The 16,566-nt window shown below is 71.3% G+C and carries 17 protein-coding genes; 11 read left to right on the top strand and 6 right to left on the bottom strand.

What is annotated here, in order from left to right:
* Nucleotides 1-260: 260 nt before the first annotated feature.
* From ACIQMU_RS08110 to ACIQMU_RS08135, 6 genes are all read left to right on the top strand, one after another.
* On the top strand, nt 261-1,898 hold the full coding sequence (locus ACIQMU_RS08110) for an ATP-binding protein (protein ID WP_352238882.1): 1,638 nt from the start codon (nt 261-263) through the stop codon (nt 1,896-1,898).
* Nucleotides 1,895-2,302, top strand: a complete 408-nt coding sequence (locus ACIQMU_RS08115; protein ID WP_352238881.1) for a roadblock/LC7 domain-containing protein — start codon at nt 1,895-1,897, stop codon at nt 2,300-2,302. Before ACIQMU_RS08110 ends, ACIQMU_RS08115 begins: the two co-directional genes overlap by 4 nt.
* A complete protein-coding gene (locus ACIQMU_RS08120; RefSeq protein ID WP_352238880.1) occupies nt 2,299-2,670 on the top strand; it encodes a DUF742 domain-containing protein in 372 nt (123 codons plus the stop codon). The genes ACIQMU_RS08115 and ACIQMU_RS08120 overlap by 4 nt, the downstream gene beginning before the upstream one ends.
* Nucleotides 2,651-3,265 (top strand): ATP/GTP-binding protein, encoded by a 615-nt coding sequence (locus tag ACIQMU_RS08125; RefSeq protein ID WP_352238879.1) that lies wholly within the window; start codon nt 2,651-2,653, stop codon nt 3,263-3,265. Before ACIQMU_RS08120 ends, ACIQMU_RS08125 begins: the two co-directional genes overlap by 20 nt.
* Before the next feature lie 144 nt (nt 3,266-3,409).
* Nucleotides 3,410-4,972: a cytochrome P450 gene (locus tag ACIQMU_RS08130; protein WP_402688472.1), complete on the top strand. Its 1,563-nt coding sequence runs from the start codon at nt 3,410-3,412 to the stop codon at nt 4,970-4,972.
* Between the two features lie 127 nt (nt 4,973-5,099).
* On the top strand, nt 5,100-6,446 hold the full coding sequence (locus tag ACIQMU_RS08135; protein ID WP_402688473.1) for a 6-phospho-beta-glucosidase: 1,347 nt from the start codon (nt 5,100-5,102) through the stop codon (nt 6,444-6,446).
* Nucleotides 6,447-6,618: 172 nt separating this feature from the next.
* Here the strand turns inward: ACIQMU_RS08135 and ACIQMU_RS08140 are convergent, their stop codons facing one another.
* A complete protein-coding gene (locus ACIQMU_RS08140) occupies nt 6,619-7,056 on the bottom strand; it encodes a hypothetical protein (protein ID WP_352238876.1) in 438 nt (145 codons plus the stop codon).
* On the bottom strand, nt 7,050-7,526 hold the full coding sequence (locus ACIQMU_RS08145; RefSeq protein ID WP_352238875.1) for an ATP-binding protein: 477 nt from the start codon (nt 7,524-7,526) through the stop codon (nt 7,050-7,052). Before ACIQMU_RS08145 ends, ACIQMU_RS08140 begins: the two co-directional genes overlap by 7 nt.
* A gap of 208 nt (nt 7,527-7,734) precedes the next feature.
* Here ACIQMU_RS08145 and ACIQMU_RS08150 point away from each other — a divergent pair, with 208 nt between their 5' ends.
* The 3 genes from ACIQMU_RS08150 to ACIQMU_RS08160 all read left to right on the top strand — a co-directional run bounded on the left by ACIQMU_RS08150 (nt 7,735) and on the right by ACIQMU_RS08160 (nt 9,398).
* Nucleotides 7,735-8,598 (top strand): helix-turn-helix transcriptional regulator, encoded by an 864-nt coding sequence (locus tag ACIQMU_RS08150; RefSeq protein ID WP_352238874.1) that lies wholly within the window; start codon nt 7,735-7,737, stop codon nt 8,596-8,598.
* Complete coding sequence (locus ACIQMU_RS08155) at nt 8,595-8,831, top strand: DUF397 domain-containing protein (protein ID WP_352238873.1); 237 nt, start codon at nt 8,595-8,597, stop codon at nt 8,829-8,831. Before ACIQMU_RS08150 ends, ACIQMU_RS08155 begins: the two co-directional genes overlap by 4 nt.
* 135 nt (nt 8,832-8,966) lie before the next feature.
* Nucleotides 8,967-9,398 (top strand): YchJ family protein, encoded by a 432-nt coding sequence (locus ACIQMU_RS08160; RefSeq protein WP_402688474.1) that lies wholly within the window; start codon nt 8,967-8,969, stop codon nt 9,396-9,398.
* An 11-nt stretch (nt 9,399-9,409) separates the two neighbouring features.
* Here ACIQMU_RS08160 and ACIQMU_RS08165 read toward each other — a convergent pair whose 3' ends face one another.
* The 4 genes from ACIQMU_RS08165 to ACIQMU_RS08180 all read right to left on the bottom strand — a co-directional run bounded on the left by ACIQMU_RS08165 (nt 9,410) and on the right by ACIQMU_RS08180 (nt 13,832).
* Entirely contained in the window at nt 9,410-11,503 is a 2,094-nt protein-coding gene (locus tag ACIQMU_RS08165; protein ID WP_402688475.1) for an MDR family MFS transporter, read from the bottom strand.
* A 113-nt stretch (nt 11,504-11,616) separates the two neighbouring features.
* Nucleotides 11,617-11,814, bottom strand: coding sequence for a hypothetical protein (locus ACIQMU_RS08170; RefSeq protein ID WP_352238870.1), 198 nt, complete (start codon nt 11,812-11,814; stop codon nt 11,617-11,619).
* 339 nt (nt 11,815-12,153) lie between these two features.
* On the bottom strand, nt 12,154-12,417 hold the full coding sequence (locus ACIQMU_RS08175; RefSeq protein WP_352238869.1) for a hypothetical protein: 264 nt from the start codon (nt 12,415-12,417) through the stop codon (nt 12,154-12,156).
* Between the two features lie 200 nt (nt 12,418-12,617).
* A complete protein-coding gene (locus tag ACIQMU_RS08180; RefSeq protein WP_352238868.1) occupies nt 12,618-13,832 on the bottom strand; it encodes a helix-turn-helix domain-containing protein in 1,215 nt (404 codons plus the stop codon).
* Between the two features lie 811 nt (nt 13,833-14,643).
* On the opposite strand from ACIQMU_RS08180, the gene ACIQMU_RS08185 reads away from it, so the two are divergent.
* A complete protein-coding gene (locus tag ACIQMU_RS08185) occupies nt 14,644-15,579 on the top strand; it encodes a hypothetical protein (protein WP_352238867.1) in 936 nt (311 codons plus the stop codon).
* Nucleotides 15,580-15,760: 181 nt separating this feature from the next.
* Entirely contained in the window at nt 15,761-16,417 is a 657-nt protein-coding gene (locus ACIQMU_RS08190) for a hypothetical protein (protein WP_352238866.1), read from the top strand.
* Nucleotides 16,418-16,566: the final 149 nt, after the last annotated feature.

A 16,566-nucleotide genomic window follows, 5' to 3' on the forward strand; every position in this document is an offset into this window, starting at 1 on the left:
CGGTACAGCAGGCTCTCGGGAGGGTCGATTTCCGGCCTCTGTCACTCCCCGTGCAGGATCGGAAGCGCTGAGTGCGAAACCTGGTGAGTGTATTCCTCTCGGCGGGCTCGCGCAGGGGGTTGGGTGAATATGCCCAAGCACTGTTCTGATCTGGCTAAGCTCACGCGCAGTGAAGTCGAGTTGAGATGAATCGAGCATTTGTTCCTGAGTCTCCGCTCACGTGCGCATACATCCCGGAATCAACCGCCAGAGGGTTTTAGATGGTCCGTGTTGAATCACCGCCGACCGACAGAGAAGTTCCCGTCGTCCGCGTCGTCCTGCTGCCCGTGGCCCTGCTCCTCGGCGCCACCGCCGCCGGGTCGGCGCTGGTCGTACCGGCCGCGCGGATACCAGTCGCCGTGTGCGGCGCGATCGCCACGCTCGTGGTCGCCGTACTCACCGTGGCGCTGCACCGCCGCCGACGCGCCATGCGCGTCCAGCGCGCCGAGTACGAACAGCGCATCGCCTACCTGGAACACCGCATCCTCTCGCACGACGCCGAGACGGTACGGCTCACCAAGGAGGTCATGCCCGCCGCCATCCGGCGGCTGCGCGTGGGCAATTCGCCCGAAGAGGTGATGCGCGACATCGTCGACGCGGACGCGGCCAACCGCCATCTGCCCAAGGCGCTGCGCGAGCAGATCTACCAGGTCCTCGAAGTCATCGACAACGAGGAGGCGCGGCGTGACTCGGCCCAGCGTGCCTTCGTCAGCGTCGCCCGCCGCGTCCAGGCGATCGTGCACCGCCAGGCCAGTGAACTGCGGGAGATGGAGAACCACTACGGGCGCAACCCCGAGGTCTTCGACGACCTGCTGCGCATCGACCACGGCACCGCGCTGATCGGCCGGCTCGCCGACTCCATCGCCGTGCTCGGCGGCGCCCGGCCCAGCCGCCAGTGGCCCAAGCCCGTACCGCTGTTCAGCGTGCTGCGCGGCGCCATGTCCCGCATCCTGGAGTACCAGCGCGTCGATCTGCACTCGATCGCCAAGGTGGCCATCGTCGGCACCTCGGTCGAACCGCTCATCCACGCCTGCGCCGAACTCCTCGACAACGCGACCCGCTACTCGCCGCCCCAGACCCGGGTGCACGTCACCGCGGTCGAGGTGCAGACCGGCATCGCCATCGAGATCGAGGACGGCGGCGTCAGCCTCAGCGAGGAGGCCCGCGCCCGCGCCGAGAACATGCTCGCCCAGGCCCAGGCCGGCATCAACATGAACGACCTCGGGGAGTCGCCGCGCCTCGGCATGGCCGTCGTCGGCCGGCTCTCCCGGATGTACCAGCTCCAGGTGTCGCTGCGTCAGTCGGCGTACGGCGGCGTCCGCGCCGTCCTCATCGTGCCGCGCGACATGATCACCACCGGGCCCGCCCCGGGCATCGCCCACGGCATCGGCGCCACCTCGCGGCCCACCAGTTCCCTGGACATGTCGCAGCTCCAGCACGTGGTGCCGCCCCCCGGCAAGCGCAAGCCCAAGCCCGCCGCCACCGGCCCCGTGCCGTCCATGGCCGCACCGGTCTCCACCGGAGCCCCCGCGGCCACGTCGCACCAGGCCCCTGCGACGGCGCCCATGGAGGACGACCTTCCCGTGGTCACCGAGTGGACCGAGAACGGGCTGCCGCAGCGCCGCAGCCGGGGCCGCGCCCCGCTCGGCTCGCACAACCTGCCGCAGCAGCCCCCGCCGACCACAGCCCCCGCCGACGGGTTCGCGCCCGGGCGGGGCGAGGACGGAGACGGCAGCGGCGGGGAGAAGCCCCCCGGGCTGTGGCTGGAGGCGTTCACCCAGGCCGTCAACGGCGTACCGCAGGAAAGAAAGCACGGCGAAGACTCCGATGACGCGTGGGACAAGGGAGACCTGAAGTGATCCAGCAGCGGGGAAACATGGACTGGATGCTCAAGGAACTGGCCGACGACGTACCGAGCGTCCACCAGATCGTGGTGCTCTCCTCGGACGGCCTGCGCATCGCGATGCACGGCGGCGACCCCGACGTCGCCGACCGGCTCGCGGCCGCCTGCGCCGGACTCCAGAGCCTGGCCGCCGCGGTGGCCACCGAGATTCCGTACAGCGACGGCCTCATGAAGCTCGTGGTCATCGAGGTGACGGGCGGGTTCTTCTACCTGATGGCCGCCGGGACCGGCGCCTACCTCGCCGTCCTGGCCGGCGAGACCGTCGACGCCGGGCTCGTCGGAGCCCGGATGCGGGACATGGTCGTGCGGATCGGAGCCCACCTGACCAGCCCGCCCCGCCACGGCGGGCAGTCCGGATGAGTGTTCCTCGACGAGAGCGCCGCGAGGCCGATCCGGATCTCCACGATCCGGAACGGCTGTACGTGATCACCGGTGATCTCGACGACAGCGAACGGGCCGCGCTCGACCTGGTCACGATGGTCGTCGCGCAGGCGGAGCCCTCGCCGACGTCCCAGCCCGAGCAGGCCGCCATCCTGCGGCTCTGCCAGGCGCCGTTGTCCGTCGCCGAGATCTCGGCCTACCTCGGCCTGCCGTTCAGCGTGGTCACCTCGCTCCTGAGCGATCTCCTCGCGGCCGAACTCATCGAGTCGCGCGCGCCGATCGTTCGCGCCACTCTCCCCGACAGGTCCCTCCTCGAAGCGGTGATGCATGGACTTCAGAAGCTCTGACACGATCACCGGACCCCGCAGCGAGGACGTCCTCCCCACCACGGCCACCGCCGCGGTGAAGGTCGTGATCGTCGGTGGGTTCGGCGTCGGCAAGACCACGATGGTCGGCTCGGTGAGCGAGATCCGGCCACTGACGACCGAAGAGACCATGACCCAGGCCGGCGTCGGGGTGGACGACAACGCCGGGGTGGAGACGAAGACCGCCACCACGGTCGCCATGGACTTCGGGCGGATCAGCCTCAGCGAGGAACTGATCCTCTATCTGTTCGGCACCCCCGGCCAGGAACGCTTCTGGTTCCTGTGGAACGGCCTCTTCGAAGGAGCCCTCGGCGCGGTCGTCCTCATCGACACCAGACGCCTCGAAGTCAGCTTCGACGTCATCGGCCGGCTGGAGGAGCGCGGAGTGCCGTTCGTGGTGGCCGTCAACACCTTCCCCGACGCTCCCCACCACCCGGTCGAGGCCCTGCGCAGAGCCCTCGACCTGCCGGACGAGGTCCCGATGATCGACTGCGACGCGCGGCTGCGAACCTCCAGCCGCGATGTGCTGATGACCCTGATGCGCTATCTGCACAGCCTGTCCGTCCCCCTCACCTGACGCCGTACGCCCTCGGGGTCCCCGGCGACCGGACCTTAGCCGGGGGGCGTACGCCGTCCCCGGCGTACCCTCCCGGCCGGCCCGCACCCGAACGTCCCGCCCCGCTCGCGCACCAGCCCCGGAATCCTGATCCCTGGAGACCCTGTGACAACCCCCTTCCACCACGAACCCGGCACTGTGCCGCCGCCCCAGTGCCCGGCCCACAACCTCGGCATCGGCCCCGGCGGCCTGCGCCGGCTCTACGGCCCCGAGGCGGAGAACGACCCGGCGGGCCTCTACGACAAGCTCCGCGCCGAACACGGCACGGTCGCCCCGGTCCTGCTCCACGGCGACGTGCCCGCCTGGCTCGTCCTCGGCCACAGCGAGAACCTCCACCTCACCCGTACGCCGTCCCAGTTCTCCCGCGACTCGCGGCGCTGGCGGGCCCTCCAGGACGGCAGCGTCGCCCCGGACCACCCGCTCGCCCCGATCTTCACCTGGCAGCCCATCTGCGCCTTCGCCGACGGGGCCACGCACGAGCGGCAGCGCGGCGCGGTCACCGACAGCATGGACCGCATCGACACCCGCGGTGTCCGCCGCCACATCAACCGCTTCAGCAACCGTCTCGTCAACGACTTCTGCGAGAAGGGCACCGCCGACCTGGTGAGCCAGTTCGCGGAGCACCTGCCGATGATGGTGGTGTGCGCGATCTTCGGCATGCCGGAGGAGTACGACGAGCGCCTCGTCCAGGCGGCCCGGGACATGATCCGCGGCACCGAGACCGCGGTGGCCAGCAACGCCCACATCGTGTCCGTGCTGACGCGCCTGGTCGAGCGGCGCCGGACCGACCCCGCGCCGGACCTGGCCACCTGGCTCGCCGAGCACCCCGCGAAGATGACCGACATCGAGGTCGTCGAACATCTGCGCCTCATCCTCATCGCCGCCTACGAGTCCACCGCCAACCTCATCGCCAACGTGCTGCGCATGGTCCTCATCGACCCGCGCTTCCGCGCCCGGCTCAGCGGCGGGCACATGACCGTCCCCGAGGCGGTGGAGCAGACCCTCTGGGACGAGCCGCCCTTCACCGCCGTCTTCGGCCGGTGGGCGGTCGGCGACACCGAGCTGGGCGGCCAGCAGATCAAGGCGGGCGACGCCCTGCTCGTCGGAATCGCCCCCGCCAACACCGACCCCACCGTCCGCCCGGACCTGAACGCCGACATGGGCGGCAACCGCGCCCACCTGGCCTTCAGCGGCGGCCCCCACGAATGCCCCGGCCAGGACATCGGCCGTGCCATCGCCGACGTCGGGGTCGACGCCCTTCTGATGCGCCTCCCTGACCTGGAGCTCGGCGTCGGGGAGAGCGAGCTGCGCTGGGTCGGCAACATCATGTCCCGCCACCTGGTCGAACTGCCGGTGAAGTTCGCCCCCAGCCCCCGGCAGAAGCTGGACGCCGATCCGCTCTCGGTGATGGCCCGCACCGCCCGCCCGGCCGACGCCTGGGAGATTTCCTCCCCGGCGAGGACCGTCCCCGAACCCCGGCACGAGGCGGCGGGCATGCAGCCCGCCCACGCCCCGGGCGCCGCCCCCCGGCCCGAACCGGCAACACCCTCCGCGCCCCGACCGGCCCCCACCGAACCCGATCCGGTGGCCGCGATCCCGCAGCAGCGACGCCCGGCCGCCCCGGCCCGGCTCTGGCAGGCGGTAACCCGCTGGTGGAGCGGCCACTGACCCTCCGCCGACCGCTCGGCCGCGGCGGCCCCGGATCACGCCCACGGGCCCGGGGCCGCCGCGTCGCGCCCGGAGGCGGGCGCGGGCAGCACCGGTGAGCCCGCCCCTGCCCGTACCATCGAGCAGCGTGAAGCTGACAATTCTTGGCGGTGGCGGATTCCGGGTGCCCCTCGTGTACGGGGCCCTCCTGGGCGATCACGCCGAGGGCCGCGTCTCCCGGGTCACCCTGTACGACACCGACGCCGACCGGCTCACCGCCGTGGCCCGCGTCCTGGAGGAACAGGGGCGGGGCATCGCGGACGCCCCCGCCGTCGTCGCCACCACGGAGCTCGACGAGGCGCTGCGCGGCGCCGACTTCGTCTTCTCCGCCATCCGGGTCGGCGGGCTGGCCGGACGCGCCGCGGACGAACGGGTGGCCCTCGACGAGGGCGTGCTCGGCCAGGAGACCGTCGGCGCCGGAGGCATCGCGTACGGGCTGCGGACCGTCCCCGTCGCACTCGACCTCGCCCGACGCATCGCCCGGCTCGCCCCGCACGCCTGGGTCATCAACTTCACCAACCCGGCGGGCCTCGTCACCGAGGCCATGTCCCGGCACCTGGGCGACCGGGTCATCGGGATCTGCGACTCGCCGGTCGGGCTGGGGCGGCGCATCGCCCGCGCCCTGGGCGCCGACCCGGACCGGGCCTGGATCGACTACGCCGGGCTCAACCACCTCGGGTGGGTGCGGGGGCTGTACGTGGACGGGCGCGACGAGCTGCCCCGGCTGCTCGCCGACCCCGGGCTCCTCGAATCCTTCGAGGAGGGCCGCCTCTTCGGCGCGGAACTGCTCCGGTCGCTGGACGCCGTTCCCAACGAATACCTGCACTACTACTACTTCAACCGGGAGGCCGTACGCGCCTACCAGGAGGCCGAACAGACCCGGGGCGCCTTCCTCCAGGACCAGCAGGAGGGCTTCTACGCCCGCGTGCGCCGGCCCGGGATCCCGGCCCTGGCCACCTGGGACCGCACCCGCGCCGAACGCGAGGCGACGTACATGGCGGAGAACCGAGAGGTAGCCGGTGCGGGGGAGCGCGCGGAGAGCGACCTGGAGTCCGGCGGCTACGAACAGGTCGCCCTCGCCCTGATGCGGGCCGTCGCCCGCAACGAACGCACCTCACTGATCCTCAACGTCCGCAACCGCACCGTGCTGTCGGTTCTGGACGCGGACGCGGTCGTCGAGGTGCCCTGCCTGGTCGATGCCAACGGGGCCCACCCGGTGGCCGTCTCGCCCCTCCCGCACCACACGGTCGGCCTCGTCACCGCGGTGAAGGCCGTGGAACGGGCGGTGCTGGAGGCGGCGGAGAGCGGGTCCCGCGCGGCTGCCGTCCGGGCTTTCGCGCTGCATCCGCTGGTCGACTCCGTGGCGGTGGCCCGACGGCTGCTCGACCGCTACATCGAGGCCCACCCGCAACTCGCGTACCTCGACCGCCCCTGACCCGGCCGCGCGGCGGCCGCATCCGCCGCGGTCAGGGAATCCGAGAGGGCCGCCGGGCCGACTTCCCGATGCCCCTCGCACGCCCCATCCCTCCGCTCCGCCGCCGGCCCGGCGAGGGGAGCGTCCGCGTCGAGACTTTCTCCGGGCGCGGACGGCGCGGACGGGGCAGCCCTCAGGGCGCGGACACGATGCTCGGAGCACCGGTGGCGGCCCAGCTCGGCGCCACCCCGGTCACCTGGCAGACCATCAGGAACAACGGAATGGGCGGGGTGTACGGGGTGAGCCCGTCCGGCGAGTGGATCAGCCGGGGCCGCCCTCCCGGCACGTCCGCGTCCCGCGCGTACGTCACCTGCTCGGGCCAGTCGAGATCCAGGTCGGAGCCGGCCGGAACGATCCACCACCAGCGGTCCGCGTCGGCGAAGACGCATCCGGTGCGCGGCAGGTGGGACATGAGACGGAAGCCGTGCCGGGCGGGCACTCCCACCGCGTCGCAGCCCAGGCTGGCCGACATCGAGGCCGGCAGGACCAGCCGCACCCGTCCTCCGCGGTCCTGCTCCGGCGTCCGGGCGCGGTGCGCGGTGCGCAGCCGGGACAGCGCGTTCTTCAGCACGGCCGCTCCGTGCCGGGCGGTTGTTCGGTCTCGTGCGGCAACTCCGCCCAGACGATGCGCCCGGACGCGTCCCCGGCGTCGTGCGATCCCCAGGCGCTGCTCATCGCGTCGACGAGGAGCAGACCACGGCCGTGCTCGTCGTCGGAGGAGCGGCGCAGCCGCGGGCCGCCGGGCTGGTGCCCCTGGTCCTGCACGGATATCCGCAGGTGTCTGCCGAGGCGGCTCAGCTCGCACACCACACGGGTGCTCGCGGTGTGCACGACCGCGTTGGTCACCAGCTCGGAGACGATGAGGACGGCCGCGTCACAGGCGTCGCGGCCCAGCATCCAGGCGTCCAGCCGGACTCGTGTCAGCTCGCGGGCTCCGGCCACCGACTCGGGGTGCGCCGGCAGTGCGAAGCAGTAACGGAGCGCCTCCGTCCCGGGGCTGAGGTCCATGAGCCGGGGGATGAGCGCACTGCCAGGTGCCACGACCGATTCCTCACAGTGGGGGCTGCGTCACGCTTCGTTCTCCGGGTGTCCGGGGGCGGGGCATGACTGAGCGAACTGGTTCGAGAGCCAACTCTCCCCCTGACGATGACACTTGGCAAGGGGCACTCTGAAATTTTCAGAGTGACTGTGTCGTTGGGGGCGCACGCATGGCACACTGCTCGCAAAACAGCGCATGGGGAGGTCTGAAGTGAGCGAACCGCGGTCCGCCCCGACCGTGGGCCAGGTCGTTCTCGGCAAGCGCCTGCAGGATCTGCGCGAGCGTGTCGGCCTGACCCGTGACCAGGCGGCGAAGGTGCTCAGGGTCGCCCCAGCGACGATACGCAGAATGGAGACGGCCGAGGTCGGGCTGAAAATCCCGTATGTCCAGCTGCTGCTGAAGGCGTACGGCGTCGCCGATCAGGAGGCGGACGCCTTCGTCGACCTGGCGGAGGAGGCGAACAAGCCGGGCTGGTGGCAGCGCTTCCACGACGTCCTGCCGGACTGGTTCAGCATGTACGTCAGCCTGGAGGGCGCCGCGAGCCTGCTGCGCATGTACGAGCCGCACTTCGTGCCCGGACTGCTCCAGACCGAGGAGTACGCGCGCTCCGTGATGCGGACCGGTGCGCTCGGCCAGACCCGGCCCGAGGACATCGAACGCCACGTCGCGCTGCGGATGGAGCGGCAGTCCCTGCTGGCCAAGGACGACGCGCCGCGACTGTGGGTGATCATGGACGAGACCGTCCTGCGGCGGCCCGTCGGCGGCGCGGAGGTGATGCGCGGACAGATCGACAGGCTGCTCGAAGCCACGGAGCTGCCCCGTGTCACCGTGCAGATCGCGGAGTTCGCCACCGGCCACCATCCGGGAACCTACGGGCCGTTCGTCCTCTTCCGGTTCGCCGTACCCGAACTCCCCGACATGGTCTACAGCGAGTACCTGACCGGAGCCGTCTACTTCGACGCCCGCCCCGAGGTGGCCTCCTATCTCGAAGTCATGGACCGCATGGCGGCGCAGGCCGCGACTGCACAACGCACGAAGGAAATCCTCCGGGACTTCCGCAAGGAGCTGCGATGAACCACATATACAACGGCATGCCGGCCGGTGACCTCGGCTCCGAAGGCTGGTACAAGCCGTGGAGCGGCGGGAACGGCGGCAACTGCATCGAGGCGATGAAGCTCTCCGACGGGCGGATCGCCGTACGCCAGTCCGCCGACCCGGACGGCCCGGCTCTCATCTACTCCAACGGCGAGATCGCCGCGTTCATCCAGGGCGCCAAGGCCGGGCAGGCCGACTTCCTCCTCACCTGAGACCCGCACGCCCCCGGGGCGGCGCTCGGCGGAATCGGCCCGGTCACGGACGGCGCCGGGCTCCCGTCTCCCACGGGCCCCGGTCCGGGCCCCCGCCCGTGCACCGGTCCCGCCATCTCGCGTCACAATGGACGCATGTCACGACGCACCTCCCGCCCGCGGGGGCCCGGGGCCCCGCGGATCACCGCCGGCTCCCCGTGCCCCTGCGGCCTGCCCGCCGTCTACGGCGCGTGCTGCGGCCGCTTCCATTCCGGCGCCGCCGCCCCGACCTGCGAGGCCCTGATGCGCTCCCGGTACGCGGCCTTCGTCGTCCAGGACGCGGCGTACCTGCTGCGCACCTGGCACCCCGAGACCCGGCCGCCCGGCGTCGACTTCGACCCGTCGATGCGCTGGGTGCGTCTGGAGATCCTGGACACCACCGAGGGCAGCGCCTTCCACTCCACCGGAACGGTCACCTTCCGCGCCCACTACACCGATGACGGACGTCCCGACTCCCTCCACGAGAAGAGCCGCTTCGCCCGGTACGAGGGCGCCTGGGTCTACACGACGGCGGTCTTCGTCGACTGACCGGCGTCGCCTCAGACCGGGGCCCCCACCCGTGCCGAGCCGCCGGGACCGGCCGTGGGGGACAGCTCCTGGGCCAGATCCTCCGCGAGCAGTCGCTTGGCGATCACGTCCACGGTCGCTTGGAGCCGGCGGTCGTCGGGGCGCGCGCCGTCCTCGGCCAGGCGCTCGTTGAGCCAGCGGCCCCAGGCGTCGGAGATCACCGCCGCCTCGCGCCGGCCCGCCGACGTGTGCGAGAAGATCCGGCCGTCGCCCGTCAGATAGCCCTCCTCGATCATCCGGTCGAAGACGGGCACCAGGACCTCCGGCGGGATGCGGTGCCGGGCCGCGATCAGTCGGAGGCCCGCGTGACCGACCATCCTGGTGAAGAGGTCCACCTGCATCACCGCCCAGGCCCCCGCCATGTCGAGCCGGGTGTCCGAGTCGGTGATGATCCGCCGGGCGGTGTCCGGCCCCGCATCCCGCAGGATCGTGGCCACCGACGACTCCAGGAGCTTCGCGGAGTCCCCGGTGCCCGGCTGGGCGAAGCCCTCGCCCATGTCCGTCGACCCGAGGCGTGCGGAGTCCCGCAGTTTCACCTCCTTCAGGAACAGGGCGACGACGAAGCCGATCAGCGCGATGGGCACCGTCCACAGGAACACGGTGTGCAGCGTGTCCGCATACGCCAGCGCCAGCGGTTCCGACTGGGCGGCCGGCAGTGCGTGCAGCGCCTGCGGGCTCTGCGAGGCGCCGGCCAGGACGGCCGGATCGCCGCCGGCGGCGACCGCCCGCGCGACGCCGTCGGTGAGGTTCGGTTCGAGCGCGTTGGCGTAGATGGTGCCGAACACCGCCGTGCCGAAGGCGCTGCCCAGCGTGCGGAAGAACGTCACCCCGGAGGTGGCCGTGCCCAGGTCCTCGTAGTCGACGGTGTTCTGCACGGCGATCGTCAGCACCTGCATGGCCAGACCGATGCCGAGCCCCAGCACCACCATGTAGAGGGACTCCAGCCAGACGCCGGTCCCCGGCCCCATCCGGGACAGGAGGAACAGCCCGGCCGCCATGACCAGCGTCCCGACGATGGGGAACACCCGGTAGCGGCCCGTCCTGCTCACCACGGTGCCGCTGAAGATCGACGCGGCCAGCAGACCGACGACGAGCGGTAGCGTCCGCACCCCCGAGAGGGTCGCCGAGTCCCCGTCCACGTACTGGAGGTAGGTCGGCAGGAAGATCATCGAACCGAGCATCGCGAAACCCACGATGAAGCTGAGGATCGAGCAGACGGTGAACACCGGGTTCCGGAACAGCCGCATCGGCAGCATCGGTTCCTTCGCCCGTGTCTCCACCAGACAGAACAGCGCCAGGGCGATCAGCCCCGCGACGAACAGCCCGAGGATCACGGGCGAGCCCCAGGCGTACTCGTTGCCGCCCCAGCTCGTCGCCAGGATCAGCGCGCTCGCCCCGACGGCGACCAGCGCGATTCCGGCGTAGTCGATGACCGGCCGGCCCGCGGCCTTCACCGACGGGATGTTCCGGGCGGCGGCGATGACCACCACGATGGCGATCGGCACATTGACGTAGAACGCCCAGCGCCACGTCAGATGGTCGGTGAACAGTCCGCCGAGCAGCGGCCCGATCACGGTGGAGATGCCGAAGACGGCCCCGATCGCGCCCTGGTACTTGCCCCGTTCGCGCAGCGGGATCACATCCGCGATCAGCGCCATCGAGGTGACCATGAGGCCGCCCGCGCCGATGCCCTGCATCCCTCGCCAGATGATCAGCAGCAGCATGTCCGACGCGAGGCCGCACAGGAACGATCCCGTGATGAAGATGACCGCCGACACCTGGAAGACCAGCTTCCGCCCGAACAGGTCGCCGAACTTGCCGACCAGGACGGTGGCCACCGTCTCGGCCAGCAGATAGGCGGTGACCACCCACGACATGTGCGCGGCACCGCCCAGATCCGACACGATCGTCGGCAGGGCCGTGCCCACGATCGTCTGGTCCAGTGCCGCCAGCAGCATGCCGAGGACGATCGTCGCGAAGATGATGTTCCGCCGCCGCCGGTCGAGGACGGGTGGCGGCGCGGAGGCACTCTGCGCGGCGGGGGCTTGCTCGCTGGCAGTGGTCACCCCTGCACCCTCACACCGGCCTCCCGCCCCCGCATCCGGGTGCGGGCCGGACGGGGGTCAGCGGCTCGGAGGGGGGCGCCCCGGCCGCCGCTCCGGTTCGGTCTCCGCAGCCGTCACGCCCCGCGGCCCGACGTCAGGGAAGCGCTCGACGGTCCGCCCCGCACGGCCGCCACCCACTCGACGAGCAGCCGCTCGTACTCCCGTCGGCCCTCCGGGGACACCACACCGCCGCCGGAGACCAGAGCGCGGATCTCCGCGTTCAGCACAACCATCGGGCGGACAGGGGTCGGCTCGGTCGAAGTGGAGGTCATGTGAAGAGGCTAGTGGCAGCGGCACGGGGGAGGCGCCCGCGGAACGTGTGGAACCCGCCACCCGGACGCGTCGCCCTCGGTGCGCGTCGGCGCCGACGCGCTGTGCCGGCCTGCCGAGGACCTGTCCACACCGTCACCACGGTGCGCCGCGACCCGTGCGGCCCGCACCTGTTGCCGCACGTCGGCGGCGTGTGGCGGGGCGCCGGCGCCGGGGCGGGCGCCCCGGTGTGCTCGGCGCGGACCCCGGGGCACCCCGTCGACGGGGCGGCTGCGACGCCTCCGGTCCGGCGTCGCCGTACGCGCCGGGGCGACGAGGATCACACGGTCCGGCCGCGTCGGTCAGAAGGGCGAGCCGGGCAGCACGGCGAGGCCGGGGTGGTGCGCGGCGAGCACCTTGTTGGCGCGGGCCAGGTCGGACAGGGCCTGTTCGCGGTCGGCCTGGTCCTCGACGCCGAGCAGGGGGCCGCGGAACCTTCGGACCTCGCGGGCCGCGCAGTCCGCGACGAACTCCGCCCGGAGGATGTGCGGCGGCGTGCACGAACCGATCAGCGCGGCGACCCGGTCCGGGATCGGCACGGGAACGAGGAGGTGCGAGGCGGTCATGGGGGTTCCCTCTCGGATGGTTGGCCAGGAGGCGGTGCGCGGGCCCCGTCGCCTGGTGAGCGGCGGGTTCCCTCCTGTGTACGGGACGCGGTTCCGGGTTTCTCGCCGGATACGTCTCCGTGTCGCAACCGTTTGGGACTGACCGTCTATTTCGCCTTACGCGCCGGTAAGTTGACCCGCCGGGCCGAACGTGATCCGGATCAGGGGGGTGTGCCGGTGGAACGGGAGCGCAGCCGCAGCGCGCGCAGGACCGCCTCGGTGGCGAAACGGCTCTCGGGATCGACGAGCTGGTCACCGAAGATGGTCTCCAGGCTTCGCATGCGGTAACGCACCGTCTGGGGGTGGACGTCGAGCAGCGCGCCCATCTGCGCGGCGGTGCCCCGGGTGTCGAGCCAGATCCGCAGCGTCTCGACCAGCCGGTCCCGCCGGGCGGCGCTGATCCCGGCGACGGCGGCCAGTTCCCGCTGCGCGAGCTGGTCCAGCAGGGCGGGGTCGGACAACAGCCACAGGGTGGTGAGGTGGTCCTCGCAGCGGATCAGCGGAGCGTCGTCGATGACTCCGGAGTCGACGAGTTCCAGGACCCGGCGGGCCCAGCGGATCGACTCGCAGGCCAGCGCCGTCGGGACGGTCAGTCCGATCGCGGCGCGGCCCGCCGGCAGGGCCTGTTCGAGCATGGACCGCCGTGCCTCGTCCAGTGGCCCCGGAATGAGCAGGTGCGGTTGCGGGGCGCTGAGGTCGACGAGAAGGTCACGGTCCGCGCTGAGCCGGTCCAGCTCCGCCGGCGCGCGGACGGCGATCAGCGTGACCTCCTTCGGCAGCGCCCAGCCGACCTGCTCGCACAGGTCGGCGATGGCGCTGCCGGGGGCCGGGCGTCCGGCGAGGACGAGGTGGAGCAGGCGGCGGCGCAGCGCCTCGCTGTGCTCGCCCGACTGGGACCGCACTTCCAGGAAGCCTTCCCGGGAAAGCGATTCCAGTTCGTCGATGTACGCGAAGAGCGCGTCGGCGAAGCTCAGCATCAGGGTGGGGGACAGGTGGTAGCTCTGCCCGACCTTCTTCGCCCGCCGCAGGGCCACCCGTGCGCCCAGCCGGTAGGCCCCCTGGAGGGTGTCCATGCTCCGGCCCTCGTACGCCTCGAACCGTCCGAAGCGCCGGCACATGTCGTCCCGGAGTGTGGTGGGGGAGGAGGGCTCGGCCACCAGGTCGACGAAGGAGGCGAGGCTCTGCTCCACGCCCACCCGGATGGCCTGCCCGTTCGGGCCGTCGAGCAGCCGGGCGTATTCCGGATAGGCCCGGGTGACCTCGACGCCGATTTCCTTGATGAGGCTGGGCAGTTCGGGCCGCATGATCGCCGCGAATTCCTGGGGCAGCGGACCCAGCGGGTCTTCGGTATCCAACGGCTGTATGAGATGTGGCATGACAGGTCCCCTTGCTCTCGGCGCCCGGTGGTGGGGTGAGGCGGTGGGGGGAAAGCGCTCCCACGAACCGACAGGTGCGTACCAAGTTCGCGACGAAGATAGACCAAGGAACAGGCACTGCACACCACTTGGACAAGATCGAAGTGCAGGGGGCACACATCCCGGCCGCACTGTGCGACTTCCGTGCAGGTCGGGCGGTACTGCGCGCTTTCGGACAATGAATTTCGGCCGCGTGCTCGGGCGATGACAACAAAGCCGTTCCGGCGCCTTCGAGTCCATCCCTGGGTGGTGCGCGCCGCCGTCGCCGCTCCGGCGGTGTCCGGGCGTACAGGCGGCTCACCATGGCGAACGCGGGCGAACGGCTCCTTGTAGGCGGCCGTTTCCAGCCGCATGGCTGATTTGCGCGCCATCGATGAGTGAACGGAGTCGGGTCCTCCGCGAGTCGCCGCACTGTTCGCGCCGCCTGCGCACGCCCTGCGCGGATCCGGCCGCCGGGGCGTAATTCCACGCCGTCGGGTGCGCATTCCTTGACAAGCGGACGAGGCTCCGATGCTCATTTCCCGATCAAAAAGAGCGCTGTGCAAAGAATCTTAGACGGACCGATTGTGTCGCCCGGTTTCCCGCGAGTAACATCACGCCTCGGTCAATTCGGTCACGAAATCTGCCCGAAATTTGATGCTCCGATCCTCCGCCGCCCGGGCCCACCCGAGGCTTCCTCACCGTCGACAGTCGTCGCGGTGCGGGCATGCGTTGCAGAACCGGTCAACTTCGTGCACGAGGCCGCGCCACAGCGGCCGACAGAGGGGACGACATGAGATCCGTTTCCAATCGAACCCGCGTAGGACTGCTCGCGGCATTCACGGCATTCAGTGCCCTGCTCTCCACCGGATCGGCCACCGCCGCCGCGCAGCTCAACGGCGACTGGGCGCCCTTCGACCGCTGCCCGGTCGACGCGCCGGCCATGCTGGCCGCGGACGGCGTCAACACCATCGCCACCTGCATAGCGTCGACCTCGGCCACCGGAACCATCACACTGGGCAAGACCGAGGTCACCACCGGCCGAACCGATCTGCAGCTCGGCGTCATCCAGCGCGCCGACGGCGGAGCCGCGCTGGTGGCCCCGCCCGAGGGCGCGCTGACCGCCGACCCGGCCCAGATCCCGGGCGGACTGATCGGGCTGATGTGCCCCAGCGGAATTCCGCTCGTCTCAGGAATCTGCCGGCAGCTGACGGACAACAGCCTCAACCGTGTGACGGCCACGATCGAACCGGCCGGGGCGCCAAGGGACTTCAATATGAGCGCGGCGTTCTCCACCGGTGAGCCCATTCTCACCATCCCGGTCCGCATCCACCTCAAGAATCCGTTCCTGGGTGACAAGTGCTACATCGGAACCACCGCCAACCCGGTGCTCCTGAAGCCGCAGAACGTGACCGCGCCGAGCCTCTCGCTCCAGCGGTTCGCGGCCGACGGGACACCGAACGACGACGAGGGCGAGATGGGCCGCTACACCTTCGACGGCGCCGACCAGGGTGACGCGTCCTTCGCCGTTCCCGGGGCCAGTGGCTGCGGCGCCGGGCTCCTGGACTGGGCGGTGAACCTCAAGACCGGTCTCCCGTCCGCCGCGGGCAAGAACAGCGTGACGCTGGACGCCACCACGACGTACTTCGGCAGCCCCTACGACCCGGCCGGCCTCGCGCCGAACGAGGGCAGGAAGCTGTCTGAATTCTGGCACTCCGCGAAGCGGTAGGCCATCCCCCCGGTACGAGGAGGTGATGCGCGAACCACCGTCGAGTCCCGGTCCACGCACCGAGAAAACAGGTCGTGGACCCCGCCGAGTGCCGCACCGTCCGGCACGGCGAACGACCGAACAAGCGCCTCTCCAGTCACGTTCAGTCATCCCCAACGGAACGAGAAAAGGGAGTACCCCCATGATCAAGCGAACCGGTGTCCTGACCGCGATCGGTGCCGCAGCGGCATCCGTCGTCCTCGCCGCCCCGTCGGCCGTCGCCGCGCCGACGAGCTGGACGATCAGCCCGACCGGCGCCTTCAACGGCAGCGCCGGAGTGACCGTCCTGACCGACAACAACGGCAACAAGATCCAGTGCGCGACCTCCGCCGCCTCGGGCTCCGCGCCGACCTCCCCGGTCTCCGGGAGCCCGGCCAAGCTCGCGTCCATCTCGGCGATCTCGTTCAACTCGCCGTGCACCGGGCCGTTCAGCTCCACGTGGACGGTGACCACCACGCCGCCGTGGGAGATCTGGGGCCTGGACTACGCGGCGGGCGCCGGCACCAACTCCACGGGCCAGACGACCGGTGAGATCAGAACGATCAAGGCGAAGGTGTCCGGGAACAGCATCCTCGGTCCCTGCACCTTCAACGTCACCGGCAAGGTCGCGGCCAAGTACAACAACCCGAGCGCGGGTGGCAGCAACGGCACGCTGAACACCGCGGGCGGCGGGCTCACGCTGTCCATCGCCAATAAGGTCGGCGGCGGCTGCGGCATCGTCGGCACCAGCGCCAGCTTCCAGGGCCTGTACACCATCGTGAACCAGGCGACGGGCAAGTCCCCCGTCATCAGCGGGTGACCAGCCGCCGATGACATCCCGCACCTGAGCGTCGGGGGGGGGGGCGGGGGGGCCCCCCCCCCCCGCCCCCCCCCCCCCCCCCCCCCCGCCCGCCCCCCCCCCCCCCCCCCGGCGCCCCCCCCCCCCCCCACCCCCCCCCCCCCCCCCCG

Origin of the sequence: Streptomyces sp. NPDC091649 (assembly GCF_044756785.1) — a bacterium.
GTDB lineage: Bacteria > Actinomycetota > Actinomycetes > Streptomycetales > Streptomycetaceae > Streptomyces.

What these genes read in the sequence shown, in the direction of transcription:
- ACIQMU_RS08110 (WP_352238882.1), top strand. Translation starts at nt 261, where the DNA reads ATGGTCCGTGTTGAATCACCGCCGACCGACAGAGAAGTTCCCGTCGTC.
- ACIQMU_RS08120 (WP_352238880.1), top strand. Translation starts at nt 2,299, where the DNA reads ATGAGTGTTCCTCGACGAGAGCGCCGCGAGGCCGATCCGGATCTCCAC.
- ACIQMU_RS08125 (WP_352238879.1), top strand. Translation starts at nt 2,651, where the DNA reads ATGGACTTCAGAAGCTCTGACACGATCACCGGACCCCGCAGCGAGGAC.
- ACIQMU_RS08155 (WP_352238873.1), top strand. Translation starts at nt 8,595, where the DNA reads ATGAACCACATATACAACGGCATGCCGGCCGGTGACCTCGGCTCCGAA.
- ACIQMU_RS08160 (WP_402688474.1), top strand. Translation starts at nt 8,967, where the DNA reads ATGTCACGACGCACCTCCCGCCCGCGGGGGCCCGGGGCCCCGCGGATC.
- ACIQMU_RS08170 (WP_352238870.1), bottom strand. Translation starts at nt 11,814, where the DNA reads ATGACCTCCACTTCGACCGAGCCGACCCCTGTCCGCCCGATGGTTGTG.
- ACIQMU_RS08175 (WP_352238869.1), bottom strand. Translation starts at nt 12,417, where the DNA reads ATGACCGCCTCGCACCTCCTCGTTCCCGTGCCGATCCCGGACCGGGTC.
- ACIQMU_RS08180 (WP_352238868.1), bottom strand. Translation starts at nt 13,832, where the DNA reads ATGCCACATCTCATACAGCCGTTGGATACCGAAGACCCGCTGGGTCCG.
- ACIQMU_RS08185 (WP_352238867.1), top strand. Translation starts at nt 14,644, where the DNA reads ATGAGATCCGTTTCCAATCGAACCCGCGTAGGACTGCTCGCGGCATTC.
- ACIQMU_RS08190 (WP_352238866.1), top strand. Translation starts at nt 15,761, where the DNA reads ATGATCAAGCGAACCGGTGTCCTGACCGCGATCGGTGCCGCAGCGGCA.